A 26,476-nucleotide genomic window follows, 5' to 3' on the forward strand; every position below is an offset into this window, starting at 1 on the left:
GCGGGCAGTGGGATTGTGAATGAACAGCGCACTGCCCGAACGCACCTCCACCGTGGGTTCTCCGCCGCGAAGGGCACCCGCGGGCTTCGAAGGAAGGACCAGACATGGAACGCATGATTTTCCCCAACCTGCCGGTGGCGAACCTCAAGACTGCAGAGAACTTCTATCTGGGTCTCGGATTCACCAAGAACCCGCAGTTCAGTGATGAAAACGCCACCGCCATCGTCATTTCGGACAGCATCGTGGTGATGCTGCTGCAGCAGGACTTCTACCAGGGCTTCCTCCCCGAAGGGGACACGCCGCATCTGGCTTCGGCAGGCAAGGAAGTACTGAACTGCATCAGCTGCGACAGCACGGACGAAGTGGACCGTTTCCTGGCCGCCTGCGCCTCCGGCGGGGGTGCCCTCTACGCGCCGGCTGAGGAGCATATGCCCGGAATGTACAGCGGCTCGGCAACCGACCCGGACGGACACGTCTGGGAGTTCATGTGGATGGATCCCTCCAATGTCGAGCCGCCCGAGCGCACCTTCGAGGTTTCCTCCAACGCCACGGTCCAGGAGCAGAACTCCGCGCTTTGACCGGGCTCCGGTGCGGCCCGGTCAAGGCGCGTGCCGGCTACTTGACCGCGCCCATGGACAGGCCGCGGACCAGCTGCTTCTGCGCCACCCACCCGGCAATCACCACCGGCAGCGAAGCCAGCACCGATGCTGCCGAGAGCTGCGCCAGGAACAGGCCTTCGCTGGTCATCTGGGACACCAGGAAGACCGGGACCGTAGCCGATTGGCCCGCCGTGAGGATCAGTGCGAAGAAGAACTCGTTCCAGGCGAAAATCACGCAGATCAAGGCCGTCGCGGCAAGGCCGGGGGCGACCATGGGCATTAGGACCCGCAGGAGGGTTTTCATCAGCCCGGCTCCGTCCATCTGCGCCGCCTCCAGCACCTCGCCGGGCACTTCCAGGAAAAACGAGCGCATCATCCACACGGCGATGGGCAGGTTCATCGAGGTGTACAACACCACCAGCGTCCACACGTTATCCAATACCTTCAGCTGCCCGGCAATCACGTAGATCGGCATAATCACGGCCACTACCGGCAGCATGCGGGTGGAGATGAAGAAGAACAGCACGTCCGAGGTCTTTTTCACCGGCCGGATGCTCAAGGCGTAGGAGGCCGGCACCGCCAGGATGACCACCAGGATGGTGGAGACGCCGGTGGCTATCGCGGAGTTGGCGAAATAGCTTCCGGCCCCGCTGTCCAGCACCGCCCGGTACTGTTCCAGCGTGGGGGCGAAGAAGAACACCGGCGGATCGGATGCGGCGGCGGACTCCTGCTTGAAGGAGGTCAGCACCATCCAGAGCACCGGTGAGAAGAAAATCAGTGCCAGGACCCACGTCACCGTGGTGAGGATGGGTGCGGAGTTGAAACGCCGGGCCGGTTTCCGAACGGTATTGGCAGCGGGAGTTGTTTCTTTCCCGGCGGGAGTAGGTGCAGCAGTCTGGGTAGCCACGTCGTCAGTCCTTTACGTCGAAGCTCTTGAAAATCAGGCGGAGGGCCAGGGTGGCCACAATGATGGTGGCAATGACAACCACCACGCCCATGGCAGCGGCCTGGCCGATGTCAAAGCCAAGGAAAGCCCGCTGGTAGATGTAGAACGGCAGGTTTGCACTGGCCGTCCCGGGTCCGCCGGCGGTCATGAGGTAGATCTGGTCGAAGGTGTTCACCACATAGATGGCGCCAAGCAGGATTCCGAGTTCGATGTACCGGCGCAGCTGCGGCAACGTCACCGAGATGAACGTCCGCCACCACCCCGCGCCGTCCACCTGTGCGGCTTCCAGCACGTCCTTGGACTGCGCCTGCAGCCCGGACAGGACCAGCAGCATCATGAACGGCGTCCACTGCCACACCAGCGCCATCAGGATGGACACGATCGGGTGCTGTGACGTCCAGTCCACCGGCGGGATGCCCACCAGCCCGATCACCCAGTTCAGCAGGCCGTAGCTCGGATTGAGGATTGAAATGGACCACAGCAGGGAGCTCGCCACCGGCATGATCAGGAACGGGGTGATCAGGAGGGTACGCACCACTCCCCGGCCGGCGAAACTGCGGTCCAGCAACAGGGCGAAGATGATGCCCAGCAACATCGCGAAGAAAACACAGGCCACGGTGAAGAGGACGCTGTTCAGCGCCGCCCCGCGGAACGTGGAGTCCGAGAAAATATCGATGTAGTTCCCCAGCCCCACAAACTGGTTTCCCTCCGGCCGCAGCAGGTTCCAGTTCTGCAGGGAGTACCAGATGGTGAAGAGGAAGGGCACCTGCGTCACGATCAAGGTGAAAATCAGGGCCGGCAACAGCGGCAGCCGCCGCCGCCACCCCTCGGCGGAGGACATTCCCCCGCCCTCCCGCTCCGTTGCGGCCTTCCTGGCGCGGACCTGTTGCCGCTCTACCAACGTGGACATTTAACCCGCTCCGTCCTGGTAGCTTTCCGCCACCGTTTCGGCGTAGCCCTGGGATTGTTCCAGCGCTTCTTGGACTGTCTGCTGCCCGGCTATGGCCGCCGAAATCTGCTGCCCCACCCGCGTGCCCAGATCCTGGAACTCCGGGATACCGACAAATTGGAGCCCGGTGTAGGGCACACCGCGGACCATGCTGTTTTCCTGGGATGCCCCGGCCATGGCATCCAGGGTCGGCTCGGCATAGGCCTCGGCCACCTCGGCGTATTCGGGGATTTCATAGGTGGAGAGCCGGCTGCCCGGCGGCACCCGTTCCCAGCCGATCTCCTCACCCACAAGCTGGATGTATTCCTTATCCGTCATCCAGGAAACAAAGTCCCAGGCAGCGTCCTTGGAGTTGCTGGTGGTGGGGATGGCCAGGGACCAGCTGTAAAGCCAGCCGGCGGACTCCGTCTCCTTGACGGGTGCCGGCGCGTATCCGCTTTTCCCGACTACGAGGGAGGACGCGGGGTCCTCAATGGCGGAAACCATGGCCGTGGCGTCGTACCACATGGCCGTATTTCCCTGGCTGTAGAGGGTCAGGCAGTCCCCGTAGCCGCTGGTGGCGGCACCGGCCTGCCCGTAGTTCTGCACCAGGTCCACATAATCGGTGACGGCTTCTTCCACTACGGGCTCGTCCAAACGGGCGTTCCAGTCCTCGTCGAACCAACGGCCGCCGTAGGTATTGATCATGGTGTCCAGCGGCGCCATGACCTCACCCCAGCCGGCCAGCCCGCGCAGACAGACACCGGCCATGTCATTTTCCGGATCGTTGAGTGCTTCGGCGAAGCCGCGGATGTCTTCCCAGGTGGGGCTTTCCGGCATGGTCAGGCCGGCTGAATCGAACAGGTCCTGCCGATAGACGAGGAAGGAGGATTCACCGTAGAACGGAACGGAGTAGAGATCTCCCTCGTAGCTCAGTGCCTCACGGATAGTGGGGACGAAATCGTCGGGATCATATCCCTCGGTGGAATCGGCATAGTCCTGGAGATTAGTGATCCAGCCGTTTTCCGCCCACATCGGCGTCTCGTAATTGGAGATCATTACGACGTCGAATTCCCCGCCCTGCGTGGCAACAGAGGCAGTGATCTTAGCCCGTGCCTCGTTTTCGGGAAGGGACACAAAGCTGACGTCAATGTCCGGATACTGCGCCTTGAATTCGTCCTGAAGAGTGATTGCGTCCTGCATCTGCGGGTTGGAGACAATGGCTACGACAATCTCATCCCCGCCCTCCGCCTCGGAACCGCCGCAGCCGGTCAGCACCAGGGCGGCTGCGGCCGCGGATGCCAGACCCGTTCGAAGCCGGTAACGGCTGTGGTTGCGATTCCCCCTGCTGCGTCGAAATCTCATCTGGTCACCTTTGCTCATTTGAGACAGCGGTTCCGCTCACGTGCGCGGAACACTACGTTCATCCATTCGAGCGGGCAAGGGTTATCCCTGGGTTACCGGATCAATTGGCGCAAGGCATTTCCGGAGGCAAGGGGCAGCGGGGAATGCTGTCGAAAGAGGGCGCTGAGGAATACCCGCGGCGGCAGGCCGGGAATCGTTTGCCGGCTAAGCCGATCCGGTGCGGGTGCAAATGGTATCCATAACTACTTCCGCGGCTCCCTCGCCGGGTTCGCAGCTCAACCGCACTTCAATTTCGGAAACAGCGGCCAAGGAGGCCAGATGGGTGCCGCCGCAGGGAATGCCGACCGATCCGCCGGGCAGGTCGCAGACCCAGCGGCGCATGCCGGTAAGGAGATCCGATTCGCGCTCGATGCGGACCTCCGCATCGGAGGCCACCCACTCCGCCAACGTTGCGTTCACACCCTTTTCCACGGCGGCAGGGTCCGTCAGCAACGCGTCCGGCAAAAAGCCCTTGCGACGCAGTGACTTCCCCAACCGGTAAACGTCCCGGGAACCTCCGGGCAGAATCGTGGTTGTCTCGATCGCCAGGGCGTCGAAGTTCGGGTTGCCGGCCGCGTCTGCGGGCACGTCCTTTTTCCATGCCCCGGCCAGCTGCCGGTTCAGGGCAAGGGCCGCCAGGTGGCAGGCTGTGTGCCCGGCAGAAAGAGCGGCCCGGTGTTCGCCGTCCACCCGGACCTCGACACGGTTTCCCTCCGCAATGCCGGTATCCCCCGGCAGCAGATGAACCACCGCGAACACCCAGCCCTCGGTGCCCTTGCGGACCGGGATGTCCCCGCCCAGGAACAGTGCGGTGCCGTCCGTGGCCCCGACCACGCAGTCAAGCAGGGGCACCTCGCGGCCGTCCGGCGTCGTTAGCGTTGCCCGGTCCGGCCCCTGGTCCGGCCAGCCGGCGTCCACCGGGTGTACGGGAGTGGTGTCCAGGAGTACCGCAAGCCTTCCGTCCGGCAGTGTCTCCACGTGAAGTACGGCTCCCGTGCCCGTCAGGGCTCCGGCGGGATAGGTGACGGCGGTATCGGTTTTCGGCAGGCTCACCCGCCCCAGCGTACCGAACCGGACGGCGGAAATTGTGAGCCCGGCCACTGGATTACGCTGTGCGGCGGATCTGCGGTAAAGTTGAGACCACGCCGCGGGGTGGAGCAGTTCGGTAGCTCGCTGGGCTCATAACCCAGAGGTCGCAAGTTCAAATCTTGCCCCCGCAACCAAGAAAAAGATCCCGATCCGGAAACCGGATCGGGATCTTTTTTGTCCCGGCATTGGTTGTCTCCACCACATCTCCTCCGGTAGTTTGCGAGAACAAACCGCGAGGGACAGGTGGTCCACATCTCATGAAAGCCGGAATAACCCTGCAGGTGGACGGCGAAGCGCGCACCCTGACGGTGGATACCCGCACCACGGTCTTGGACGCGCTGCGGGACCAGTTGGGCGTCACGAGCCCCAAGAAGGGCTGCGACCACGGCCAATGCGGCGCCTGCACGGTCCTTTTGGACGGGCGCCGCGCCAATTCCTGCCTCGCCCTGGCCGTAGCCCATGACGGCGCCGAGGTAATCACGGCCGAGGGCCTGGCCGGCGGCACGCCCGACGGCGAACTGCACCCGGTCCAGCGCGCTTTCCTGGAACAGGACGGGTTCCAATGCGGTTACTGCACTCCGGGGCAGGTCTGTTCCGCCGCGGGCATCATCGAGGAAGCCGCCGCCGGGCACCCGTCCACGGCCACGGAAGATCTGCAGGCCGAGGGCGGCATAGACCTCACCGATGCTGAAATCCGCGAACGCATGAGCGGAAACCTGTGCCGCTGCGGGGCGTACGTGAACATTGTTGCCGCCGTCCGGCAGGCCGCCGAAGCAGCCGCGGCACGGCGGGGCGGAGCGCCCGACCCGGAGGTTCCGGTCGTGGCGGACTCCCCCACCGCGGAATCGATGCCCGAGCATCCGGAGGAACGCGCATGATCCCGTTCGATTATCACCGCGCCGAGGACGTCGCGTCGGCTGTCGCCTTGGTGAGCGGTAACCCTGAGGCCGCTTTCCTGGCCGGGGGCACCAACCTGGTGGACCGGATGAAGCTCGGCGTCGCCCAACCCACCCTGGTGGTGGACATCTCCCGGCTGCCGCTGGACACGGTGGATGTGCAGGAAGACGGGCGGGTCAGGATCGGTACGAATGTGCGCAACGCGGACCTGGCGGCCAACACGTTCATCCGCAGCCGCTACCCCGCCCTGTCCCAGGCTTTGCTATCCGGAGCCTCGGGCCAGTTGCGGAACCTGGCCACCACCGGCGGAAACCTGCTTCAGCGCACCCGCTGCGTGTATTTCCAGAACCCCACCACGCCATGCAACAAGCGGGAGCCCGGCACCGGCTGCTCCGCGCTGGAGGGCTACACCCGGTACCACGCCATCCTCGGCGCCTCCGAGGACTGCGTCGCCACCCATCCGTCAGATATGGCGGTGGCGCTGGCCGCCCTGGATGCCGCCGTCGTCGTCATGGGGCCCGCGGGCGAACGAGTGCTCCCCGTATCCGATCTGCACCGGCTGCCCGGCAACGAGCCGCAGAAGGACACGGTACTTGACCACGGCGAGCTGATCACCGCCGTTGAACTCCCGCCGGCACCGGCCCGTTCCGCGTACCGCAAGGTCCGCGACCGTGCGTCCTACGCCTTCGCCCTGGTTTCCGTGGCCGCGGCACTGGAGCTGGACGACGACGCCGCCGCCGTCCCGGTGATCCGGGACGTGCGGATAGCGCTGGGCGGAGTGGCGCACAAACCCTGGCGGGCGCTCCAGGCCGAAGCGGTGCTCCGCGGGGCCGCAGCCACCGAGGACAATTTCCGGGCCGCCGCGGATGCCGAGCTAAGGCACGCTGAGACGCTCAACGGGAATGGCTTCAAGGTGCCCATGGTCCGGAACACCCTGGCCGCAGTGCTGCGGGACCTGACCGGCACCGCCAGGCCGGACGCCAGTGCACCGGGGACGGACCATCCGGAAGGGCCCGGCGGCCCGGATGACGCAGGCTGGGAGGAATTGAACTCATGAGCAAGCTGATGCCCGCTTCCGCCATCGGTACCCCGTATGAACGGCTCGACGGCGAACTTAAGGTCCGCGGCACCGCACCCTATGCCTATGAACAGCCGGTGGAGAACCCCGTCCACCTCTATCCCGTGCTTTCCACCATTGCCCGCGGTCGAGTGGAGCGGGTGGAGACCGCCGCAGCGGAGGCCCTCGACGGGGTGCTGACCATCCTTACAGCGGAGACCACTCCCCGACTGGCAGACAGCTCGGACCGGGAACTGGCGGTCCTGCAGGATCCCAGCGTGGGCTACCGGGGGCAGATAGTGGCTGCAGTACTGGCCGAGACCCCCGAAACCGCCCGGGAGGCAGCCGCTGCCGTGCAGGTGACCTACACGGAGGAGCCGTTCACCGCCCAGCTGCGCGCTGACGATCCTGCACTGTATGCCCCCGAGGAGCTGAACGCCGGCACCCCGACGGACAGCAGCCAGGGCGATTTTGACGGCGCCTTTGACACCGCCGCACTGCGGATCGACGCGACGTATTCCACTCCGCCCGAACACAACAACCCGCTGGAGCCGCACGTCACGGTGGCGCAGTGGGACGGGACCGTCCTGACCCTCTGGGACTCCACGCAGGGCGTCCACGCGGTGAAGAGCACGCTGGCGCAGGTGCTGGGTCTTGATGAGGAGCAGGTCCGCGTCATCGCGCCGCACGTAGGCGGCGGCTTCGGATCCAAGGGTATGCCGCACGTGCAGGTGGTGATGGCGGCCTTGGCCGCGCAGTGCACGGACGGCCGGCCGGTGAAGTTCCCTGTCAGCCGGCAGCAGATGTACACGCTGACCAGCCACCGAACCCCCACTATCCAGCACGTCCGGCTAGGTGCGGCCGACGACGGACGGCTCACCGCCATGTCGCTGGACATCCTGGAACACACCTCCCGGATCAAGGAGTTCGCCGAGCAGACCCCGGCGCCGTTTCGGATGATGTACGCCGCCCCTAACCGGCGAACCAGCACGCGGCTGGCGCCGCTGGATATACCGGTGCCGTCCTGGATGCGGGCCCCGGGGGAATGCCCGGGCATGTTCGGCCCCGAGGTGGCCATGGATGAGCTGGCGGCGGCGGCCGGCCTGGATCCGATCGAGCTGCGCCGACGCAACGAACCGGAGGTGGACCCGGAAACCGGCAATCCGTTCTCCAGTCGGCACTTGCTGGAATGCTTCGACCTCGGGGCCGAGCGATTTGGCTGGGAGAACCGGGTGGCCCGCCCACGCTCCGTTCAGCAGGACGGCTGGCTGGTGGGGATGGGTACCGCCAGCGCCGTGTACCCCTTCATGCGCCAGCCCTCGAACACGGCGCGGATCCAGTATGAGCAGGACGGCGTCTACTCGGTGCAGATCGGTGCCTCTGACATCGGCACGGGCAGCTGGACCGCCCTGACGCAGATCGCCGCCGATGCCCTGCGGGTGCCGGTGGACCGGATCAGGCTGGGCATCGGTGACACCCGGTTCCCAACTGCCAGCGTGGCCGGCGGTTCCTCGGGGACGGCCAGCTGGGGCGGCACTATCATTGCCGCCGCGCGTGCCTTCCGGGAGGATCACGGCGAGCATCCCTCCCCCGGGGCCCACACGGAAGCGCAGCCACCGGAAGACCCGGAGGCTGCGAACCTTGCCCTGTATTCCTTCGGTGCGCACTTCGCCGAGGTCCGGATCCACGCGGATACCGGGGAGATCCGGGTCCCCCGCATGCTCGGGGTGTTTTCTGCCGGCCGGATCATCAACCCGCGCACGGCCCGGTCCCAGTTCCTCGGCGCCATGACCATGGGCCTGGGCATGGCACTGCACGAGCAAGGGGTGCTGGATCCGCGGTTCGGGATCTTCGTGAACTCCGACCTTGCGGAATACCACATCCCCACCAACGCGGACGTGCTGGACATGGAGGCGTTGTGGATCGAGGACCGTGACGAGCATGCCGGCCCGCTGGGTGCCCGCGGCATCGGAGAAATAGGGATTGTGGGCAGCGCTGCGGCCATTGCCAATGCCGCCTATAACGCCTCCGGCACCCGGATCCGGGACCTGCCGCTGACCCCGGACAAGTTCCTGGCCTGACCGGGCTGCCCGTGGCGGTGCGCTCGGCCGGAATTCCCGCCCTATACTGGCGCTTTCCGCACCGGGAATCGGTGTGTTCCGATTGGGGGAATCGTGACCATGGGTATTTCAGCCGGCCCGCGCCCGGCCGCAGCGGGTCTGGCCTTGCTGGTGACCGTCCTTGCCGGCTGCGGCACCGACCCGGCGAACACCGACACCAGCAGGTCCACCGCTTCCAGCTCGCCTTCGGCGTCTCCCGCAGTGAAATCGACGGAAAAAGCATCAGTGAAGGCCAAGCCCTCCCCCTCGGCACCGCCGACGACGAGTCCGCCGCCGACGTCGTCCGCTTCCCAGCGCGGGCTGGGAGTCAAGGGCAACGTGGACACGGCCCACGGAACCTACCTGCAGGTTTCGCCGGCCGAAGATGATCCGGCGTGGACCCTCGATCCGGCGGTGGTGGAGCCGAAGCTGCTTTCCCTGTACTCGCAGGCGCAAATCGAGGAAGCGCACCGGAACAACCTGGCTTTTATGGTCGAGGAAGGGCTCGACTCCCCGCTTAACGGCGGCGCCTGGACGCCGGAGGAATGGTGGGCCGCGAATGGGCAGCGGATCGCTCCGGAGCTCCAAGGCATGGCTCAGCAGAGCCTCAACGACGGTTCGCCCTTTGGTGGAGTCGTTATGCAAAGCACCTTCCATCAGGAGCGTTACGGCGATTCCTACCGGTATGTCTACGAACCGGACCGGTCACGCTTCACAAAGCTGGACATCGAAGTCCTCGAGGTGTGGCTGGCTGACGACAACAAGAGCATCGTCACCGAGATTTCCGCATCCGCGGAAATGGAGGTGGCACCCGGTGTCGGCGAACCCGGAACCAACACACAGGTTATCGAGGCGTCCATGACGCTTTGCTCGCGGCCGGGGCAGGACGCGGGCGAATGGCTGATCACGGACTGGCGCAACAAGTTCCAGGTCACGGCGGGTTGAGCGTGGCAGACAATGCCGGATTGACCGCATGAGCGCCGCACGGCCCCGGCACTCGGTTCTTTCCGGCCGGTTTGTCAGGCTCGAGCCGCTCACCCTTGACCTGATCCCGGACCTGCACCGAGCCATTGCGGTTCCTGAGGTCTTTGCCGGTGGCTACGGCGGCGGACCCGCCGGGCTGCACACCGATCTGGACGGGTTCACTGCCTGGGCCCGCACCTATTACCGCTGGGACGAGCTGCCGTTCGCGGTGCGGCTGGTGCACGGCAATACGCCGGGCGCCGTCGTGGGGACCAGCAGCCTCGCTGATCTGGACCTGCCCGGCGAATCCGCGCAGCTGGGGTGGACCGCCTACGCTCCCGCGGTCTGGGGCACTGCGGTCAACACAGAAACGAAGCTGCTCCTGCTCGGCTCCGCCTTTGCAGCCGGTTTCGGACGAATCAGCATCCAGGCGGACTCGCTCAATACCCGTTCCCGCGCGGCGATCAGCGGGATCGGTGCCGTCTTCGAGGGCATCAGGCGCCGGGACAAACGCCGCGCCGACGGCAGCTGGCGGGACACCGCGGTGTACTCGGTCCTGGCCGACGAATGGCCGGCAGTCCGCGCCGGCCTGGAGGAACGGCTGGAACGTTTCGCCGCGGGTCGGCAGGATGCCCCGCTGCCGCTGGAGTAGCATCCGGGCAAAGCGGAAAACCGGCAAAGCGGCCGGAAAGAAAAGGCGGAGCCTCCATGAGCACGAACTACGGCGATTATCAGCTTGGCATCTACATGAACGGCGCACGCGGCGTCCTGCCGGATCTGCCCATGAGCTCCGCGGCGATGGAGGACCTGGCAGAAAGCAGGATGGATCCGCGGATCCTGGGCTACGTGGCCGGCGGTGCCGGCAACGAGCACACCCAACGTGCCAATGTGGCTGCCTTTGAGCGGCTCGGCATCATGCCGCGGATGCTCGTCGGAGCCGCCCGGCGCAGCATGGGCATTGATCTGCTGGGGCACCGGCTGCCTTCTCCCCTGTTCTTCGCTCCGGTGGGGGTGCTGGGCGCAGTGGCTGACGACGGCGACCTGGCGACGGCTGCCGCTTCCGCAGAGCTGGGCATCCCGATGGTGGCGTCCACCCTCTCCTCCGCTCCGCTGGAACAGGTCCGTGCAGCCGCCGGTGAAACCCCCGGGTTCTTCCAGCTCTACCCACCGGCGGACCGGGAGCTGGCCGAGTCCCTGGTGCACCGCGCCGAAGCAGCCGGGTACTCGGGCATTGTCATCACGTTGGATACGTGGGTGAACGGCTGGCGGCCCCGCGACCTCAGTGCCGCCTACCTGCCGATGCTGTCCGGCCAGTGCCTGGCCAACTACCTGACCGATGACCGGTTCCGGAAGCTCCTGGCCGACCAGGGGTCACCAGACCCTGCCGCTGCCGTAATGCTGTGGGCCTCGCTGTTCGGCAACCCCACCATGACGTGGGAGGACCTGGAGTGGTTCCGGTCCCTGACCTCGCTGCCGATCATCCTCAAGGGCATTTGCTCACCTGACGACGCCCGGCGCGCGCTGGACGGCGGGATGGACGGCATTTACTGCTCCAACCACGGTGGACGGCAGGCAAACGGCGGCATCCCGGCAATTGACTGCCTGCCGGGCGTCGTTGAGGCGGCCGACGGCGCCCCTGTGCTTTTCGATTCAGGTGTGCGTTCCGGCGTGGATGCCCTCCGCGCGCTGGCACTCGGAGCTACAGCGGTGGGGATCGGCCGGCCCTATGTCTATGGCCTGGCGGCGGCCGGGCAGGCAGGAGTGACACATGTGATGCGCAGCCTGCTCGCCGAAGCTGACCTGACCATGGCGGTCAACGGCTACCCGGACCTGGCCTCGCTGCGCGGATCGCTGCACCGGCTCTAGGCATCATGCATCCGATACTCATGGATAGCTTCCTTCAGGCCCCGCCAGGCGCCCCAGACCAGTAGGGCACCGGTTAAGGCCACGGCAGCAGCACCCCAGATCCGCCCCGGCGTCGGCTCAAGCAGCAGGATCACGAACAGCCCACCCGTTGCCACCACTATGCTGACCATCTGCAATGCCCAGTACCGTCGGGCCCTGCGCTCCATCGGATGGATCCATGCCGTCATTGCCGTCCTCCTTTGGCCTCTCCCGCGAAGTATCCCCCCAGGCTGCGCACAGCAAATCGGAAGAAGCACCGTAAAGCAAGGGTGGCGGTGAGCGGGCTAGGTCGTCGGAAAACCGTCCCGCGGCCACCAGACGGGCAGCAGGTTCCGCAGCGAACCCAGCCGGGCCTCGACGTCGTCGTCGTCGCTGACCACCCACTGTTCGAACCAGGAGGCATAGGCGCCGCCCAGGAAGGCGGCGGTTGCGTCCGGGTTCAGGACCGCCACGTTGTGGGCCTGCCAGACATGCAGGGCCAGGAGGATCCGCCCGTTGAGCTGATCGGCGAGGATCCCGAGGAAGGTCTCGGTGTGGAACAGCGCCCGGTAGACCCGCTGTTCGGCTTTGGTGTGCTGCAGGATCTGCCGGATGGACTCGACGTACAGGTCCCCGATCTCCGCGACCGTTCGGCCGGTGCCGCGCTGGTCCAGCTCCACTGTGCCCAGCCGGTCCACGACGCCGGCGTACACGGACGCCGCGAAGTCGAAAATGTTGCGGTGGTGGCCGTAGAAGGTGGTGCGGTGCACCCCGGCCTGCCGGCAGAGTGCAGCCACGCTGATATCCGCGAGTTCGTGGTCCCGAAGCAGCTCCCACAGGCCCGCCTCGAGCGCGTCCCGGGTGCGTGTTATCCGCGGCTCATCCGACGGTGAATGCCGATGCGGCTTTGGGGAGTGCAGTCCGGGCATGGGACTTATCTTCTCAGATACACGGAAGGGCTCCGCCGAAGCGAAGCCCTTCCGTGCCGCGGCGCTGGGGGACGCCGCAAGCTTTTTGATGTATTCGGCCTAGTGGTTGGCCAGGCCCGCGGTCTCGCCGCCGTCGACGATGAATTCCGCGCCGCTGGAGAAGCTGGAATCGTCGCTGGCCAGGAAGAGGACCGTCTGGGAGACTTCCTGCGCCTCGCCCATGCGGTGCAGGGCAACGTGGTTCATCGGGTTTTCCATGCCCTCGGTCATCGGGGTCTTGATGACGCCCGGGTGGACCGAGTTGACGCGGATGCCGTATTTGCCGAGGTCCAGGGCCACCGACTTGGTCAGGCCGCGCACCGCGTACTTGGTGGCCGTGTAGCCCGGCAGCTCCACGAATCCCTGCAGTCCTGCCGTGGAGGAGATGTTGATGATCGAGCCGCCCTTGGATTCCTTCAGCGCCGGGATGGCCGCCTTGATCCCCAGGAACACGCCGTTGAGGTTGATGTTCACAATCATGTTCCACTGCTCGAAGCTGTAGTCCTCGATGTGCCCGAAGTTCGCGATGCCGGCGTTGTTGACCAGCACGTCCAGTCCACCGAATTCCGTGACGGCGGTCTGCACGGCGGCGTCCCAGTCCTCGGCCTTGGTGACGTCGAGGTGCACGTAGCGGGCGTTGTCGCCGAGCTCGGCGGCGGTCTTTTTGCCGTCGTCGTCGAGGATGTCGCCAATGACGACCTTGGCACCCTCAGCGACCAGCAGCCGGGCATGCGAGGCACCCATGCCCCGTGCGCCGCCACTGATCAGTGCCACCTTGCCGCTTACGCGTCCCATTGCCGTTCTCCTTCAAGTTCGTTTCTATCCTGCCCTATTCAACATGTGTAGAAGAACTTCCCATTCCCTAAACCGTCGAATGTGACAGAGGAGACAGCTTCGGACCCCTCACCTCTGCCCGGCGACCCACTCAACATTCCGCCTTGCCTTCCCGCCTAGCGGGAGTGCTTTGAACTCAGGCGGGGAGGAAGCGGAACGAGCGGGGAGGTCCGGCGCCGGTACCGCGCGTAGTCGGGGTAGCGTGCCAGGGAAATGCTCTCGGTGAAGGCGGTGGACCCGGCGAAGAGCAGGGTCAGCAGAACCGGCCCTGCCAGCGTCCAATGCAGCCACTCCCCCGAGGCGGTGACGGCGAAACCGTAGAAGAGCCACCATTGGAGCTGTTCAAAGAAGAAGTTCGGGTGGCGCGAGTACCGGAACAGTCCCGTGCGGAGGAAGTCGGCCGGCGGAATTCGTCCGGCGGTCCGCAGTGCCTTTTTCCACTGCTGGAAGTTCCACTGCTGCTGGTCCGCCACGGTTTCTCCGGCCAGCGCGGCCAGGAACAGGACCGCCAGCAGCCAGTCCCAGCCCGTGAGCGCTCCGGGGTGTTGATAGACGGTCAGCACCGGCAGGGTCATCACCCAGATGACGATGTTCTGGTAGATGCTGATGAACAGCAGGTTGAAGGCCTGGAACTGCCACGGCTTCAGCCGTTGGCGCAGGATCCCCCACCGGTAGTCTTCACCGCCCGGGGCGTAACCGCCCTTGCGGGCAAAATTGAACGTCAGCCGGACGCCCCACAGCGTAACCAGGACCGCCATCAGCGTTACCCGGTGGTCGCCGTCGGACGCGACAGCAAAAACCCAAAGGTAGGCCAGCGGAATGACGGACCAGATGCGGTCTGTCCAGGAGTATTCCCGGGTGATCAGTGACAGCACCCAGGTTCCGGCGCAGGCAGCGGCGAATATCTCCAAACAAACGCGAACCGGGTCCATCCTCGGAGGATACGTTCGGTTCCCTGTCTGCGGAACCCTTCACCGCGGGACCCTGCATTCATGGGTAATACAGGGAACACAACCCGGCAGACCTTCCGGATATCGAACTAATGCGGAGAATTCAAGCCCGATTGCGGAATAGCCCTACACTTTGCCAATGGCAACCCTGATTACCCCCGATGTCCGTTTCCGGAACAGTTGGCTGGCCGCGGCCGAGGAATTCAACGGCGAGAGGATGGACGGTTCCGGCGTGTACGGGGACACCTCGAAAGAGCGCATTCGCACGGAAATTGCCGGGGACTTTGCCGGTTTCGTCGACGGCCTGGTCAAGGAACGGTTCCCGGACACACCGCGACAGGAAGGCTTGGTGCCCTGCACCTACCTGTGGCTGGTGGACTGCGATGAGTTCCTGGGTTCGCTTGCCGTCCGGCACACCCTGAATGATTTCCTCTTCGAGCAGGGTGGCCACATTGGTTACAGCGTCCGACCCTCCGCACGCCGGCAGGGGCATGCCGCACGCGCACTTCAGGACGCCCTGCCGGTTGCCCGTGATCTCGGCATTGCACGGGTACTCGTCACCTGCGCCGAAGACAACGCCGGATCCCGGGCGGTCATCGAGAAAAACGGCGGAGTCTACGAGGACAGCCGGGACGGCACGCGGCGGTACTGGATCGGCCTGCCCGATTAATTGCCCGACGGGCTCAGACCGCTACCGCACCAGCAAGCGGCAGGGCCACGGTGAAGCTGGTGCGGCCGGGTTTGCTCTCGACCTCGATGGTCCCCCCGTTGGCCGCAACGAGGGCATAGACAATGGCCAGGCCGAGCCCCGTGTTGCTCGTATTCCCCGTCCGCGCGGAATCGGCCTTGCTGAACCGGGAGAACAGTGAATCGATGAAGTCCGGCTCTATCCCCTGGCCGTCATCCGTCACCGTCAAGGTGGCCCAGGTTGCTCCTGCCTGCAGTCCGATTTCCACGCGGGTCCCCCGAGGAGTGTGCTTATGGGCATTGGAAAGCAGATTAATAAGCACTTGTCGCAGCTCGGGCTCGACGGCGGACACCACTACCGGTTCATCAGGCAGCATCAGCGTCCACTGATACTCCGGGGCCGAGACCTGCGCATCGCTGACTGCCTCCACGATCAGTTCGGTGAGGTCGACGCCGGTCCGCTCGCCCCGCTGGCCCTCGTCCAGCCTCGCCAGCAGCAGCAGGTCTTCAACTAACGCGGACATACGCTTGGACTCACTGTCCACGCGTTCCAAGGCGGCGCGGCCCGGAGGGCTGACGTGTTCGCTGAGCAGGACCAGCTCCGTGTACCCGCGGATCGAGGTGAGCGGCGTGCGCAGCTCGTGGCTGGCGTCGGCAACGAACCGCCGCACCTTCGTTTCGCTGTCCTGCCGGGCGCGCAGGGCGTTGGTAACGTGATCGATCATGCCGTTCAGGGCCATCCCCACCGTTCCGACTTCGGACCCGGGCCGCGCGGCCGCCGGGGGCACACGGACTGGAATCTCCACCTCTCCGGAGGCCAGCGGCAGCTTGGATACGGAGGTCGCGACGGCGGCCAGCTCATCCAGCGGGCGCAGCGAGCGGCGGATGATCATTGTGCCCGCAAACCCGGTGACGAGCAGGCCGGCCAGGGACAGCACAACCATGGTCAGATCGAGCGAGGCCAGGGTGCTCTCCCGCTGCGCCGTTGAAAGTCCGGTGACCAGCATTCCGTTCCCGGCGCCGGGCGGGGCGGGGAACGCATCCACCCGGTAATGCTCGCTGGACAGGTTCATGTCCTGGGGGCCGCGGGCCGGATCCATTCCCGCCAGCAGTTCCAGGTCTGCCCCGTTCAGCGACACCGCAGAGCCGTCCTCAAGCACAAGCGTGGATCGGCGGGCAGCGCCGTCCTCGAAGAAGGCATTCAGGGAGCCCGGGCGCTGGCCGGACTGGTAGTCGCTGCCGTCACCGCGTTCCCCGGCTCCGTTGTCCGTGCCGGCGGTGCCCGGGGCCGGCTCCTTTTGGGGCGACGGATACTCCCCCGCAGAGTGGCCGGGGCGGAACCCGGCTCTGGCCGCCGCACGTTCCAATCCGTCGTCGAGCACTCCAGTGAGATACCGGTCCATGGCCACGTGGCTGAAAATGCCCAACGCCGCACAGGTCACAGTCAGGAGCGCCAGGGTGGTGAGTATGAGCTTGGTACGCAGCGGATGGCTGCGTATCTGCGATCCCCCGGCAGCCGGACGAGTACCCGCGTGGATCATGGGGCCGCCGGTTTAAGCACGTAGCCGGCGCCCCGGACCGTATGGATCATGGGCGGGCGTCCGACGTCGATCTTCTTGCGCAGGTAGGAAATGTACAGCTCGACAATGTTCGCCTGGCCGCCGAAATCGTAGTTCCAGACATTCGTCAGGATCTGCGCCTTACTCAGCACCCGCCTCGGGTTTTCCATAAGGTACCGCAGCAGCTCCCACTGGGTATTCGTGAGGGCAATGTCCTCCCCGCCCCTGATGACCTCGCGGGTTTCGAGGTTCATCACCAGGTCGCCGACCACCAGTTCGTCCGAGCCCGACGCCGCGGCCCCGGAACGCTGCACCAGGCGGTGCAGGCGGAGCATCAGTTCCTCCATGCTGAACGGCTTGGTCACGTAGTCATCCCCGCCGGCGGCCAGCCCTGAGATACGGTCCTCCACGGCATCCCTGGCGGTAAGGAACAGAGCGGGAACCTGCGGCAGAAAGGTCCTGATCTTCTGCAGGGCCTGAAGCCCGTTGACCCCGGGCATCATCACGTCCAGCACCAGGACGTCGGGCCGGAATTCGCGGGCAGCAGAGACCGCACCGAGTCCATTACCTGCAGTAACGACGTTCCAGCCCAGCATCCGCAGCCCCATGCCCACAAGCTCCGCGAGGCTGGTCTCGTCGTCGACCACCAGCGCCCGGATCGGACTCCCGTCCGGGTGCGCGAGGCGCGGAAGATTACCCGTGGGCGATTGGGACGAAACGTGTGCCATGAATACGTCCTTTGGCTCGGTGCCGGTGGCTGGGTCAAGCGTAAGCGCAAAATTCCCTTTTGCGTCCCGGTATTTTCCCTGCTGTCTCCACCCTGTGCTGAGACTGTGCCATGTCTGTGCGAAGCCGGTACGGGTACGGACTCACGGAATGGGAATTGAACCGCGCCCCGGCCGCTTTATGGTTTAACAGCACCGCATCCAGAAAGATCCAGCCGCACCGGAAGGACGCCATGAGCGAGGAACGCCGCAGCGAAATCGGAGAGTCCGCAGCGCCGGTGGAGGACGAACTTAAGGAATCCTTCGACAAGACGGTGACGGAAGGCGCAGAACGGCTGCACCGCACCTTCCGGACCATCCTGGTGACCGGGGTGTTCGGCGGCATGGAGGTTGGGCTGGGCGTCATGGCCTATCTCGCCGTGATGCATGAAACGGGAGACCACCTCCTGGCGGGCCTGGCATTCAGTGTCGGCCTGATCGCCCTCTTCCTGGCCCACAGCGAGCTGTTCACGGAGAACTTCCTCATGCCGGTCGCGGCAGTTGCCGCAAGGGAAGGCAGCATGAAACTGCTCGCCAAGCTCTGGGGCGGGACCCTGCTGGCCAACCTGGCCGGCGGTTGGATCTTCATGTGGATAGTGATGCAGGCCTTTCCGCAGTGGTCGTCCACGGTGGCAACATCGGCGTCGCACTTTACCGAGGCGCCCTTCTCACTCCAGACCGTGGCACTGGCGGTTCTGGGCGGCAGCACCATCACCCTGATGAGCCGTATGCAGCAGGGAACCACCTCGGACCCGGCAAAGATCGTGGCGACGGTAATCGGCGGTTTCCTGCTCGCCGGGCTCCAGCTTTTCCACTCCATCCTGGACTCGCTGCTGATCTTCGGCGCGATCATCTCCGGCGCGGAAATCACGTACCTCGAATGGCTGGGCTGGTTCGGCTACACCCTGCTGTTCAACATGCTGGGCGGGCTGGTGCTGGTCACGGCACTGCGGCTGGTGCGCACCAAGGAACTGGTGGCACAGCGGCGCAGTGAGGCACCCGAGGACCCCGACGCCTCACGGGGGAAAGCCTGAGCACAAGTGCGCCGAGCGGCGGAACCAAGCACTGGAAGCGGCCCCGAAAAGAAGGCACTTGCGCAGGGAGGATAAGCTGACGGGACAGCGTGGGGACCGCGAGCCGGACAGTCAACGACTAATCCGTCAACCTTTTCAGCAAGATCCGCACCTCCCGCCTGGAAATTGACTCCTTCTCTATTGCCCGCGCGCCCGGCCGTCACCCTTCACCGGTGACCGGCCCGGACAGGTCCAAGCGGTCTCGGGAGCCCGCTTCCGAAGCAAGCTCGGAACCATTTGAACAGAGGGACGTCATTTTGAATTTCACCGTCGGGCAGACCCTGGTGTACCCGCACCACGGCGCCGTCACCGTTACCGATATTTCCCCCATGACAGTCAAGGGAGTGGAGCGGGAAACCCTGACCTTCCGCGTCCACGCGACTGAACTGACCATCAAGCTCCCGGCGGACAACGCCGAAGACGTAGGGGTACGTTCCGTCATCGACGACGCCGGCGTAGAGGCCGTGTTTACGGTGCTGCGCGGACCCGTGGGGATGGAACCGGACAACTGGTCCCGGCGGTTCAAGGCCAACGAAGGCAAAATGTCCACCGGTGAACTTCGCCTGATCGCAGAAGTTGTCCGCGACCTGTGGTGCCGCGAGCGGACCCACCCCCTGTCCACCGGGGAAAAGCGGATGCTGCTGAAGGCCAGGCAGCTGCTTGTCTCCGAACTTGCCTTGGCCCGATCCTCGTCAGCGGAGGACGCCGGTGACCTGCTCGATTCCGTCCTGATGGAAACGGTTAGCGAGCCGGAGCTGGCGACCAGCTAGTTCCCGGCCGCCGCTTCCCGTCCTTCCGCATTCCACCGGCGTGCGGAAGGACGGGAAGGCTGCGGAAACTGCCCGTTTTGGCTCAGGACGCGCTGGCGTTGTATCAAGGAAAGTAGGACGGTTTCCGCTTCCCGCGGGGACCCTCCGCTGCGGATCAAGAGAACTTCGAGGGCCTTGATGCGAGGGCCCGGAAAGGCGCCCGTGAACTTTCCCTGCACCTGCTTTTGCCAGCCCGTGCCCGGCACCGGCCGGCTGGGGATCGAACTTTATGACCCGTTTTGCCTGGTGCGCCAGCACCGGGTGGCGGCCTCCACCAACCACGAGCCCACGTATCGGCACGGGCAGGGCAGCTGGTAGGCATTGACGTGGTTTCCGGCTACAGCCTGAAGGAAACCTTGGAACAGCAAACAGGTCCATCCTGTAACATTCCTTGGACTATGGATGACCCTCCCTCACATAAACCCATGCCCCTCCCCGTCCTGACCGACCTGCAGACTGTGCCCACTCCGGCTGCACCGGCTATCACGAGAGAGGGGCAGCCCCATGTATGAATGGCTCATGGTCGGCGTAGGATTGCTCCTCACCGTCGGCACCGGACTCTTTGTCGCCTCCGAATTTGCGCTCGTCAATTTGGACCGTGCGGACCTTGAGTCCCGCCGCGCCAAGGGCGAGAAACGCCTCAATCCCACAATCAACGCGCTGAAGATCACCTCCACCCATCTTTCCAGCGCACAGCTCGGCATCACCCTGACCACCCTGCTGACCGGGTACACCTTCGAACCTGCAATCAGCTCGATGCTGCGCTCCCCGCTCACGGCGCTGGGCCTGCCGGAGGGGATGGTGCCGGGCATCGGCGCCGTCGCCGGCATTTTCCTCGCCACCATCTTCTCGATGATCATCGGCGAACTGGTTCCCAAGAACTTTGCCCTGGCGCTCCCCCTGGCCACCGCCAAGCTGGTAGTGCCCTTCCAGACCGTTTTCACCACGGTGTTCAAGCCCGTCATCCTGCTGTTCAACAACACGGCGAACGCCATCATCCGGTCCTTCGGCATCGAACCCAAGGAAGAGCTCTCGGGCGCACGCAGCGCCGAAGAACTCAGCTCCCTGGTTCGGCGTTCAGCGCTGGAAGGCGTGCTGGACCTGGACCACGCCGTGCTCCTGAACCGAACCCTGCGCTTCGCCGAACACTCCGCGGCGGACGTTATGACCCCCCGGGTCCGCATGCGGACGGTCCACGAGTCCGACACTGCCGAACAGGTGGTCGCCGTTGCCACGGCAACCGGCTATTCCCGCTTCCCCGTGATCGGACGCGATTCGGACGACGTTCTGGGCGTGCTGCACCTCAAGCAGGCCTTCGCCGTACCGCTGGCCGCACGGACCTCCGTCACGGCCGCAGAACTCATGGTGGAACCGCTGCATGTACCCGAGTCCATGGGCGTTGACACGCTGCTGGGACTGCTGCGCGCCCAGGGCCTGCAGGTCGCGATCGTGTCCGACGAGCACGGCGGCACCGCCGGCATCGTCACCCTCGAAGACCTCGTGGAGGAGATTGTGGGCGAACTCGAGGACGAACACGACCGCGCGCGCGTCGGCGTCATCCGCACGGGCCGCGCCATCACGTTCGACGCCTCGCTCCGGCCGGACGAACTCCTGGACCGCACCGGCGTCGAGGTTCCCGACGGCGAGGAATATGACACCATCGCCGGTTTTGTCACGGACGTACTGGACCGGCTGCCGGAGCTGGGCGACGAAGTGGAAATCGAGGGCGGCACGCTCCGTGTGGAACGGGTGGTCCGCAACCACATCGAACGCCTGCGCTTCACCCCGTCGGGCTCCCTGGAGACCCCGGTGAGCGCCCATGACCGCATTGTCGACTCGCTGACCAAGGACCTGACCCATGAGTGAATACCTGCCCGGAATCATCTGGCTCGTAGTGCTGCTGGTGGTCAACGCGTTCTTCGTCGGTGCTGAATTCGCCGTCATCTCGGCCCGCCGGTCACAGATTGAACCCAAGGCCGAAGCCGGCAGCAAGGCCGCGAAAACCACCCTGTGGGCCATGGAGCACGCCACGCTGATGCTGGCGACCAGCCAGCTTGGCATCACCGTCTGTTCCCTGGTCATCCTGAATGTCTCGGAACCGGCCATCCACCACCTGCTGGAGATTCCGCTGGGCCTGACTCCGCTGTCCGCAGACGCCATCGGCATTATCGCGTTTGTGGTGGCGCTGCTGCTGGTGACGTTCCTGCACGTGGTGGTGGGTGAAATGGTGCCGAAGAACATCTCGTTCTCCGTGCCCACCCGCGCCGCACTGCTGCTGGCTCCGCCCCTGGTGATCGTGTCCCGCATTGTCCGTCCGATCATCTGGACGCTGAACGGCATAGCAAACGGTGTCCTGCGCCTGTTTCGGGTGGAGCCCAAGGACGAAGCCACCAGCGCCTACACCCTGGACGAGGTCGCGAACATCGTGGAGCAGTCCACGCGTGACGGTGTCCTTTCAGACCGCAGCGGTACCCTGACGGCCGCGTTCGAGTTCACGGAGAAGACCGTGGCCGACGTCGAAGTTCCGATCAGCCAGATGGTGCTGCTGCCCGAGACCGCAACCCCTGCGGACCTGCAGCAGGCTGTGGACGTCCACGGTTACTCGCGGTACATCCTCACCAACGACGACGGCGATCCCGACGGCTACCTTCACCTGAAGGACGTCATGGACCTCACCACGCCGGACGAGTTCGCCGCATCGGTGCCCGCCAAGCGGATCCGCCGCCTGGCGTCCGCTTACCGGGGCAGCGAGCTGGAGGATGCCCTGGCCACCATGCGCCGCACCGGCGCCCACGTGGCTCGGGTTTTTGACGCGAAGGGCAACACCACGGGTGTCCTGTTCCTCGAGGACATCATCGAAGAGCTGGTGGGCGAAGTCCACGACGCCACCACCGTCTAACGCCTAGCGCCTGCGTTTCCACCAAGGCCGCCGCTGCTCCGGCTCCGGAGCGGCGGCGGCTTCTTTTTCGGCTTCCTCCGCCTTCCGTTCCCGCCAGCGCTGCACTTCCTGCTCGACGTCGCGGGTGCGCGTGATAACGGGCGGACCTCCTTCGAGCTGGCGGCGCGCATCGATGACACGCGCATTGAAATCCTGGACGATCTCCCGAACCTGCTTTTCGGTCCACCGCGTGTCCAGCCGAGCGTCCAGTTCCGCGTCTTCCGTGCGCAGCAGGATGGCCTTGGGTCCCAATCCAGTCACGTTCTCGCGCTGCATCAGCCCCTTGATCCACCAGTCCGGATCATGGCCGTCGCCCAGGTTCGGGATAGGTTTTCCGGCGTACAACAGGTTGTCGAATTCGCCCCGGGCCATGGCATCCCGAACCAGATAATCGGCTTTGGCGGCGTCGTCGACTTTCCGGCGCTTGTGCCGCAGCCCTTCCTCGGCCTCTGCACGCTGGAGGTCTTCATCGTCGAGCCCTCCGCCGGCCGCCGCCGCCCGCAGCTGTGCGGCCCGTTCCATCCTGCGCCGGTACTGCTCAACGCCCCTGCCGTCCATGATCTCCCGCCGCCTAACGTGTCCCGTGTGGTGTCTTAACCGATTCGGACCTCTCCGGTATTCCTACTAAGGACCAACGGCAGACACGACGAAGGCGTGCCCGGTTCCGCGCTACTTCCGCAGCCGGCGCACCACGGCGCCGACGGCGGTAGCCGCCCCCGCACCGGCCAGCAGCCACGGGCCGCCGACGATGATCGGGTCGATCCACTGGTGATTGACGTCCGCCCGCTTCCGGCCCACCCGGGAGGAGACGCCGTGGCGGGTGAACTCGCTCAGCACCCCGGTCTCCGTGATCGGATTATCCGGGTGCAGGGTCGCGAAGGAAGCAAGATGGCTCTCCACGGCGTCTACGCGGTCCGCGGCGAGCAGGATCAGCCAGTGGGCCGCACGGGCCTCGCTGTACCGGCGGTAGGCGTACCGGCGCATCACGCCGGACAGTCCCTTGGGCGGGCAGGCGGTGCCGAACACCGGGGTGAGGAACTTGTGCTCGATCGAGCGCTCCCGCGGGAACTTTTCTTCCTGCCGTTCCGGGAATTCCCAATGCGCGCCGCTGAGGGTGGGATCAAACTGCAGCTTGGGCACGGCAGGACGGTCCCGAGGATCGAGGTCAACACCCCAGCCCGGGATCCGCGCGCGCAGTTCCTCGCTGGACGGGGTTCGGGTCGGCTTTTGCGGCGTGTAGGCCATTGCAGTGTCCTTCCTTTCAGGAACCGGGGACGATGACGGGCTTGATGCAGTTATCCAGCTTGGCGGAGAACATGTGATAACCCTCGGCGATGTGCTCCAGCGGAATCCGGTGCGTGATGATCTCGCTGGGCTTGAGGTAGCCGGCCTTGATGTGCTCGAACAGGCGCGGCCACTGCCGTTTCATCGGCGTCTGGTTCATGTTCAGCGTCAGGCCCTTGTTCAGTGCGTCTCCGAACTTCACGGCGCTGAAGAGCGGACCGTAGGCGCCCATGACGGACACGGTGCCGGCCTTGCGTACCGAGTCGATCGCCCAGTTGAGTGCCACTGCGGACCCTCCCTGCAGTTTGAGCTTCGTGCCCGTAACCTGCTGCAGGAAATTACCGTCAGCCTCGGCTCCCACGGCGTCGATTGCGACGTCGGCACCCAGGTAGTCGGTGATCTTCTTCATGTGCACCACAATGTCGTCGTACTCGGTGAAGTTGTAGGTCTCGGCGTGGGCGAAGGTCCGGGCCTTTTCGAGCCGGTAGTCCAGGTGGTCAATCACGATCACCCGGCCGGCGCCCATCAGCCAGGCGGACTTGGCGGCGTACAAACCCACCGGGCCGGCACCGAAAACCACTACGGTGTCACCTTCGACGATGTCCCCCAGCTGGGCGCCGAAATAGCCCGTGGCGAGTGCATCGGTGCACATCAGGGCGTCTTCTTCGTCCATCCACTCGGGGATGAGGGAGGGTCCGACGTCGGCGAACGGGACCCGGACGAACTCCGCCTGGCCGCCGTCGTAACCGCCGGTGGTGTGCGAATAGCCGTAGAGACTGCCTACGGCCGTGGCGTTGGGGTTGACGTTGTGGCAGTTCGAGTAGAGCCCCCGTGCGCAGAAATAGCAGGATCCGCAGTAGATGTTGGCCGGGACCATCACACGGTCCCCGACCTTGAGGTTCTGCACGGACGATCCGACTTCCTCCACCACTCCGATGAACTCGTGGCCGAACGTCGTGCCGACCCGGGTATCCGGCATCAGGCCGTGGTAAAGGTGCAGATCGGAGCCGCAGATGGCCGCCCGGGTGACCCGCACGACGGCATCATTGGGGTGCTCGATCGGCGGTATGTCCTTTTCTTCCACCCTCACCTTGTAGGGCCCTCGGTACACCATCGCTCGCATTGGACAGTCTCCTCGCTCTGAAGCCGGATCTGGCCCCTTAACGATAAGCAGACTTACTAACTTTGCAAGCTTGTACCCGGCCCAGCCGCCGGCAGCTTCACGGTGAAGACGCTTCCCCGCCCCGCCTCGCTGCTGAAGTCGATGCTCCCCCCGTGCTCTTCCACAATCCTGCGGGTGATCACCAGGCCCAATCCTGCCCCGGGGATGGCCGCGGTGAGAACCTGCCCGGACCTGAAGAACTTGCTGAAGACCTGTTCCTGCTCCGCCGGCGTCATGCCGATTCCGGTGTCGGCGACCTCAATCACCACGGCTTCATCCTGCCTCCGCGCCCCTATCCGCACCGTTCCGCCGCCGGGTGAAAACTTGACGGCATTGGACACCAGGTTTTCCAGCACCTGCCGGATCCGGCCTTCGTCCGCCACTGCCCGCAGCCCGGCCGCCACCTCAACACCGATTTCCACCCCGTTGATCCGCGCGTGGGGGCGGAAGGAATCGGCGGCGGCTGCGACGGTGGAAGCCAGATCCACTTCCTGCAGTTCCATCGCGCCGTTGTCGGATGCCACGGACAGCAGATCGGAGACCAGCTGCAGCAGCCGCTCGGAATTTCGAACCGCTGCCTGCAGGGCCGATTCGACCGTGCCCGGCAACTGTCCTTCTTCTTCCAGGGCCATATCCAGGTAGCCGAGGATGGACGTCAGGGGTGTACGCAGCTCGTGGGACACATTACCCACGAACTCACCCTGTGCCGCCAGCGCGCGCACCAGCTGGGTGACGTCGCTGAATGCCAGGACCGAGCACTTGAAGTCCCCTCCGTTCCGCACCGGGCGTGCACACACGCTGACCGCCATCTTGCCCTCGCCGGTGCCGATCCACATGATCTGCTGCGAAAAGGATTCACCGGCAACGGCACGGCGGATGGGGAGCAACTCGTCCGGAAGCGGTGTGATCCGGTCCGGACCGTAGACAGACCACGCTCCGGACTCGAAGTCGCTCAGGTCTTCGGCCCCCAATATGGTCCGGCTGGCCTCCATATGGGCGTTGGCGAGGATTTCCCGGCCCTCGTCATCCACCACGAGCACCCCCACGTCCACCGTGTCCAGGATGGTTTTCAGAAGTGATTCCCGCTCCTTGGCCGCGCGCTCGGCAGCACCGCGTGCGGCTTCTGCGGCTTCGGCCTGCTGGAGCGCGTCAACCAGGTCGCGTTCATACCTGCGCCTTCCGGGCATGGGGAAAACCGTGACCAGGTCCACGGTGCGGCCGCGGGAGGCGGTCCGGACCGCCGAGATGTGAGCCGGCAGCCTGGTGTTTCCGGCTCCGTTGAAGTCGACGCTTAGATTCGCTGCAGGTGTTGTTGTGAGTGCCGCGCTCCAGCGCTGGTATTCCAGCAGGTCTTCGGGCGAAAGGAGATCGGCAAAAACGGTGCCTGCGAGCGCGCTCCGGTTCCTGCCGATCCACGCCGCGAAAGTGGAGTTTGATTCCAGGATGACGCCCTGCCCGGAAACCACAACGTATCCGGACGGGGAACAGTGGAAAAGGGCCGGCCAGTCCGGAATGGACGTCCGTTGCCGGCCGATGCGCGGAAAACGGCGGGAAATCATGGGCATGCCGGACCTTTTGGAAG

27 protein-coding genes and 1 tRNA gene are annotated in these 26,476 nt (G+C 65.1%); 14 read left to right on the top strand and 14 right to left on the bottom strand.

Annotated elements, in window-relative coordinates; translation table 11 throughout:
- Positions 1–104 precede the first annotated feature (104 nt).
- Positions 105–578 carry a VOC family protein gene (locus tag NNX35_RS04935; RefSeq protein WP_255765404.1) on the top strand — a complete coding sequence of 158 codons (474 nt, stop codon included), beginning with the start codon at positions 105–107 and terminating at the stop codon, positions 576–578.
- 37 nt (positions 579–615) lie between these two features.
- Here NNX35_RS04935 and NNX35_RS04940 read toward each other — a convergent pair whose 3' ends face one another.
- The 4 genes from NNX35_RS04940 to NNX35_RS04955 all read right to left on the bottom strand — a co-directional run bounded on the left by NNX35_RS04940 (position 616) and on the right by NNX35_RS04955 (position 4,978).
- Positions 616–1,407, bottom strand: a complete 792-nt coding sequence (locus tag NNX35_RS04940) for a carbohydrate ABC transporter permease (RefSeq protein WP_255867316.1) — start codon at positions 1,405–1,407, stop codon at positions 616–618.
- Positions 1,408–1,510: 103 nt separating this feature from the next.
- Positions 1,511–2,455, bottom strand: coding sequence for a carbohydrate ABC transporter permease (locus tag NNX35_RS04945; protein ID WP_255765405.1), 945 nt, complete (start codon positions 2,453–2,455; stop codon positions 1,511–1,513).
- Positions 2,456–3,838, bottom strand: coding sequence for a sugar ABC transporter substrate-binding protein (locus tag NNX35_RS04950; protein ID WP_255867152.1), 1,383 nt, complete (start codon positions 3,836–3,838; stop codon positions 2,456–2,458). It abuts the gene before it with no gap.
- A gap of 204 nt (positions 3,839–4,042) precedes the next feature.
- Entirely contained in the window at positions 4,043–4,978 is a 936-nt protein-coding gene (locus NNX35_RS04955) for a metal-dependent hydrolase (RefSeq protein ID WP_255867153.1), read from the bottom strand.
- Between the two features lie 45 nt (positions 4,979–5,023).
- Here NNX35_RS04955 and NNX35_RS04960 point away from each other — a divergent pair.
- From NNX35_RS04960 to NNX35_RS04990, 7 genes are all read left to right on the top strand, one after another.
- Positions 5,024–5,100: transfer RNA gene (locus NNX35_RS04960), tRNA-Met, on the top strand.
- Positions 5,101–5,223: 123 nt separating this feature from the next.
- Positions 5,224–5,844: a (2Fe-2S)-binding protein gene (locus NNX35_RS04965; protein ID WP_255867154.1), complete on the top strand. Its 621-nt coding sequence runs from the start codon at positions 5,224–5,226 to the stop codon at positions 5,842–5,844.
- Positions 5,841–6,920, top strand: coding sequence for a xanthine dehydrogenase family protein subunit M (locus NNX35_RS04970; protein ID WP_255867155.1), 1,080 nt, complete (start codon positions 5,841–5,843; stop codon positions 6,918–6,920). The genes NNX35_RS04965 and NNX35_RS04970 overlap by 4 nt, the downstream gene beginning before the upstream one ends.
- Complete coding sequence (locus NNX35_RS04975) at positions 6,917–9,001, top strand: xanthine dehydrogenase family protein molybdopterin-binding subunit (protein ID WP_255867156.1); 2,085 nt, start codon at positions 6,917–6,919, stop codon at positions 8,999–9,001. Before NNX35_RS04970 ends, NNX35_RS04975 begins: the two co-directional genes overlap by 4 nt.
- Before the next feature lie 99 nt (positions 9,002–9,100).
- A complete protein-coding gene (locus NNX35_RS04980; protein ID WP_255867157.1) occupies positions 9,101–9,964 on the top strand; it encodes a hypothetical protein in 864 nt (287 codons plus the stop codon).
- Between the two features lie 28 nt (positions 9,965–9,992).
- On the top strand, positions 9,993–10,634 hold the full coding sequence (locus NNX35_RS04985; RefSeq protein WP_255867158.1) for a GNAT family N-acetyltransferase: 642 nt from the start codon (positions 9,993–9,995) through the stop codon (positions 10,632–10,634).
- Between the two features lie 56 nt (positions 10,635–10,690).
- The gene (locus tag NNX35_RS04990; protein ID WP_255867159.1) at positions 10,691–11,848 is read left to right on the top strand and encodes an alpha-hydroxy-acid oxidizing protein; all 1,158 of its coding nucleotides are present in this window, start codon (positions 10,691–10,693) and stop codon (positions 11,846–11,848) included.
- Here the strand turns inward: NNX35_RS04990 and NNX35_RS04995 are convergent.
- The 4 genes from NNX35_RS04995 to NNX35_RS05010 all read right to left on the bottom strand — a co-directional run bounded on the left by NNX35_RS04995 (position 11,845) and on the right by NNX35_RS05010 (position 14,600).
- The gene (locus tag NNX35_RS04995; protein WP_255867160.1) at positions 11,845–12,075 is read right to left on the bottom strand and encodes a hypothetical protein; all 231 of its coding nucleotides are present in this window, start codon (positions 12,073–12,075) and stop codon (positions 11,845–11,847) included. The two genes, NNX35_RS04990 and NNX35_RS04995, sit on opposite strands and share 4 nt — an antisense overlap.
- A gap of 96 nt (positions 12,076–12,171) precedes the next feature.
- The gene (locus NNX35_RS05000; RefSeq protein ID WP_255867161.1) at positions 12,172–12,795 is read right to left on the bottom strand and encodes a TetR/AcrR family transcriptional regulator; all 624 of its coding nucleotides are present in this window, start codon (positions 12,793–12,795) and stop codon (positions 12,172–12,174) included.
- 99 nt (positions 12,796–12,894) lie between these two features.
- The gene (locus NNX35_RS05005; RefSeq protein WP_255867162.1) at positions 12,895–13,629 is read right to left on the bottom strand and encodes a glucose 1-dehydrogenase; all 735 of its coding nucleotides are present in this window, start codon (positions 13,627–13,629) and stop codon (positions 12,895–12,897) included.
- Between the two features lie 155 nt (positions 13,630–13,784).
- Complete coding sequence (locus tag NNX35_RS05010; RefSeq protein WP_255862283.1) at positions 13,785–14,600, bottom strand: DUF1295 domain-containing protein; 816 nt, start codon at positions 14,598–14,600, stop codon at positions 13,785–13,787.
- 157 nt (positions 14,601–14,757) lie between these two features.
- Here NNX35_RS05010 and NNX35_RS05015 point away from each other — a divergent pair, with 157 nt between their 5' ends.
- Entirely contained in the window at positions 14,758–15,288 is a 531-nt protein-coding gene (locus NNX35_RS05015; protein WP_255867163.1) for a GNAT family N-acetyltransferase, read from the top strand.
- Positions 15,289–15,301: 13 nt separating this feature from the next.
- Here the strand turns inward: NNX35_RS05015 and NNX35_RS05020 are convergent, their stop codons facing one another.
- Positions 15,302–16,846, bottom strand: coding sequence for a cell wall metabolism sensor histidine kinase WalK (locus tag NNX35_RS05020; protein ID WP_255867164.1), 1,545 nt, complete (start codon positions 16,844–16,846; stop codon positions 15,302–15,304).
- On the bottom strand, positions 16,843–17,592 hold the full coding sequence (locus NNX35_RS05025) for a response regulator transcription factor (protein WP_255867165.1): 750 nt from the start codon (positions 17,590–17,592) through the stop codon (positions 16,843–16,845). The genes NNX35_RS05020 and NNX35_RS05025 overlap by 4 nt, the downstream gene beginning before the upstream one ends.
- A gap of 230 nt (positions 17,593–17,822) precedes the next feature.
- On the opposite strand from NNX35_RS05025, the gene NNX35_RS05030 reads away from it, so the two are divergent.
- The 5 genes from NNX35_RS05030 to NNX35_RS05050 all read left to right on the top strand — a co-directional run bounded on the left by NNX35_RS05030 (position 17,823) and on the right by NNX35_RS05050 (position 22,409).
- The gene (locus NNX35_RS05030; RefSeq protein ID WP_255765419.1) at positions 17,823–18,662 is read left to right on the top strand and encodes a formate/nitrite transporter family protein; all 840 of its coding nucleotides are present in this window, start codon (positions 17,823–17,825) and stop codon (positions 18,660–18,662) included.
- A gap of 296 nt (positions 18,663–18,958) precedes the next feature.
- A complete protein-coding gene (locus NNX35_RS05035; protein WP_255765420.1) occupies positions 18,959–19,471 on the top strand; it encodes a CarD family transcriptional regulator in 513 nt (170 codons plus the stop codon).
- Between the two features lie 201 nt (positions 19,472–19,672).
- Positions 19,673–19,828, top strand: a complete 156-nt coding sequence (locus tag NNX35_RS05040) for a hypothetical protein (protein WP_255867166.1) — start codon at positions 19,673–19,675, stop codon at positions 19,826–19,828.
- A 186-nt stretch (positions 19,829–20,014) separates the two neighbouring features.
- Positions 20,015–21,376: a hemolysin family protein gene (locus NNX35_RS05045; protein WP_255867167.1), complete on the top strand. Its 1,362-nt coding sequence runs from the start codon at positions 20,015–20,017 to the stop codon at positions 21,374–21,376.
- Positions 21,369–22,409, top strand: coding sequence for a hemolysin family protein (locus NNX35_RS05050; RefSeq protein ID WP_227920127.1), 1,041 nt, complete (start codon positions 21,369–21,371; stop codon positions 22,407–22,409). Before NNX35_RS05045 ends, NNX35_RS05050 begins: the two co-directional genes overlap by 8 nt.
- 3 nt (positions 22,410–22,412) lie before the next feature.
- On the opposite strand, the gene NNX35_RS05055 is transcribed toward NNX35_RS05050, so the two are convergent.
- The 4 genes from NNX35_RS05055 to NNX35_RS05070 all read right to left on the bottom strand — a co-directional run bounded on the left by NNX35_RS05055 (position 22,413) and on the right by NNX35_RS05070 (position 26,459).
- Entirely contained in the window at positions 22,413–23,006 is a 594-nt protein-coding gene (locus tag NNX35_RS05055) for a DUF1992 domain-containing protein (RefSeq protein WP_255867169.1), read from the bottom strand.
- Between the two features lie 111 nt (positions 23,007–23,117).
- Entirely contained in the window at positions 23,118–23,693 is a 576-nt protein-coding gene (locus tag NNX35_RS05060; RefSeq protein WP_255862276.1) for a hypothetical protein, read from the bottom strand.
- Between the two features lie 16 nt (positions 23,694–23,709).
- On the bottom strand, positions 23,710–24,855 hold the full coding sequence (locus tag NNX35_RS05065) for a zinc-dependent alcohol dehydrogenase (protein WP_255862275.1): 1,146 nt from the start codon (positions 24,853–24,855) through the stop codon (positions 23,710–23,712).
- 56 nt (positions 24,856–24,911) lie between these two features.
- Complete coding sequence (locus NNX35_RS05070; protein WP_255862274.1) at positions 24,912–26,459, bottom strand: ATP-binding protein; 1,548 nt, start codon at positions 26,457–26,459, stop codon at positions 24,912–24,914.
- Positions 26,460–26,476 lie beyond the last annotated feature (17 nt).

It is taken from the genome of Arthrobacter sp. zg-Y844 (genome assembly GCF_024385465.1).
GTDB lineage: Bacteria > Actinomycetota > Actinomycetes > Actinomycetales > Micrococcaceae > Arthrobacter_B.

Bases quoted from the DNA above. Each gene is read 5' to 3' on its own strand.
- NNX35_RS04935 (WP_255765404.1), top strand. From the start codon at position 105: ATGGAACGCATGATTTTCCCCAACCTGCCGGTGGCGAACCTCAAGACT.
- NNX35_RS04945 (WP_255765405.1), bottom strand. From the start codon at position 2,455: ATGTCCACGTTGGTAGAGCGGCAACAGGTCCGCGCCAGGAAGGCCGCA.
- NNX35_RS04950 (WP_255867152.1), bottom strand. From the start codon at position 3,838: ATGAGATTTCGACGCAGCAGGGGGAATCGCAACCACAGCCGTTACCGG.
- NNX35_RS04965 (WP_255867154.1), top strand. From the start codon at position 5,224: ATGAAAGCCGGAATAACCCTGCAGGTGGACGGCGAAGCGCGCACCCTG.
- NNX35_RS04970 (WP_255867155.1), top strand. From the start codon at position 5,841: ATGATCCCGTTCGATTATCACCGCGCCGAGGACGTCGCGTCGGCTGTC.
- NNX35_RS04975 (WP_255867156.1), top strand. From the start codon at position 6,917: ATGAGCAAGCTGATGCCCGCTTCCGCCATCGGTACCCCGTATGAACGG.
- NNX35_RS04980 (WP_255867157.1), top strand. From the start codon at position 9,101: ATGGGTATTTCAGCCGGCCCGCGCCCGGCCGCAGCGGGTCTGGCCTTG.
- NNX35_RS04985 (WP_255867158.1), top strand. From the start codon at position 9,993: ATGAGCGCCGCACGGCCCCGGCACTCGGTTCTTTCCGGCCGGTTTGTC.
- NNX35_RS04990 (WP_255867159.1), top strand. From the start codon at position 10,691: ATGAGCACGAACTACGGCGATTATCAGCTTGGCATCTACATGAACGGC.
- NNX35_RS04995 (WP_255867160.1), bottom strand. From the start codon at position 12,075: ATGACGGCATGGATCCATCCGATGGAGCGCAGGGCCCGACGGTACTGG.
- NNX35_RS05000 (WP_255867161.1), bottom strand. From the start codon at position 12,795: ATGCCCGGACTGCACTCCCCAAAGCCGCATCGGCATTCACCGTCGGAT.
- NNX35_RS05005 (WP_255867162.1), bottom strand. From the start codon at position 13,629: ATGGGACGCGTAAGCGGCAAGGTGGCACTGATCAGTGGCGGCGCACGG.
- NNX35_RS05010 (WP_255862283.1), bottom strand. From the start codon at position 14,600: ATGGACCCGGTTCGCGTTTGTTTGGAGATATTCGCCGCTGCCTGCGCC.
- NNX35_RS05015 (WP_255867163.1), top strand. From the start codon at position 14,758: ATGGCAACCCTGATTACCCCCGATGTCCGTTTCCGGAACAGTTGGCTG.
- NNX35_RS05020 (WP_255867164.1), bottom strand. From the start codon at position 16,846: ATGATCCACGCGGGTACTCGTCCGGCTGCCGGGGGATCGCAGATACGC.
- NNX35_RS05025 (WP_255867165.1), bottom strand. From the start codon at position 17,592: ATGGCACACGTTTCGTCCCAATCGCCCACGGGTAATCTTCCGCGCCTC.
- NNX35_RS05030 (WP_255765419.1), top strand. From the start codon at position 17,823: ATGAGCGAGGAACGCCGCAGCGAAATCGGAGAGTCCGCAGCGCCGGTG.
- NNX35_RS05045 (WP_255867167.1), top strand. From the start codon at position 20,015: ATGTATGAATGGCTCATGGTCGGCGTAGGATTGCTCCTCACCGTCGGC.
- NNX35_RS05050 (WP_227920127.1), top strand. From the start codon at position 21,369: ATGAGTGAATACCTGCCCGGAATCATCTGGCTCGTAGTGCTGCTGGTG.
- NNX35_RS05055 (WP_255867169.1), bottom strand. From the start codon at position 23,006: ATGGACGGCAGGGGCGTTGAGCAGTACCGGCGCAGGATGGAACGGGCC.
- NNX35_RS05060 (WP_255862276.1), bottom strand. From the start codon at position 23,693: ATGGCCTACACGCCGCAAAAGCCGACCCGAACCCCGTCCAGCGAGGAA.
- NNX35_RS05065 (WP_255862275.1), bottom strand. From the start codon at position 24,855: ATGCGAGCGATGGTGTACCGAGGGCCCTACAAGGTGAGGGTGGAAGAA.
- NNX35_RS05070 (WP_255862274.1), bottom strand. From the start codon at position 26,459: ATGCCCATGATTTCCCGCCGTTTTCCGCGCATCGGCCGGCAACGGACG.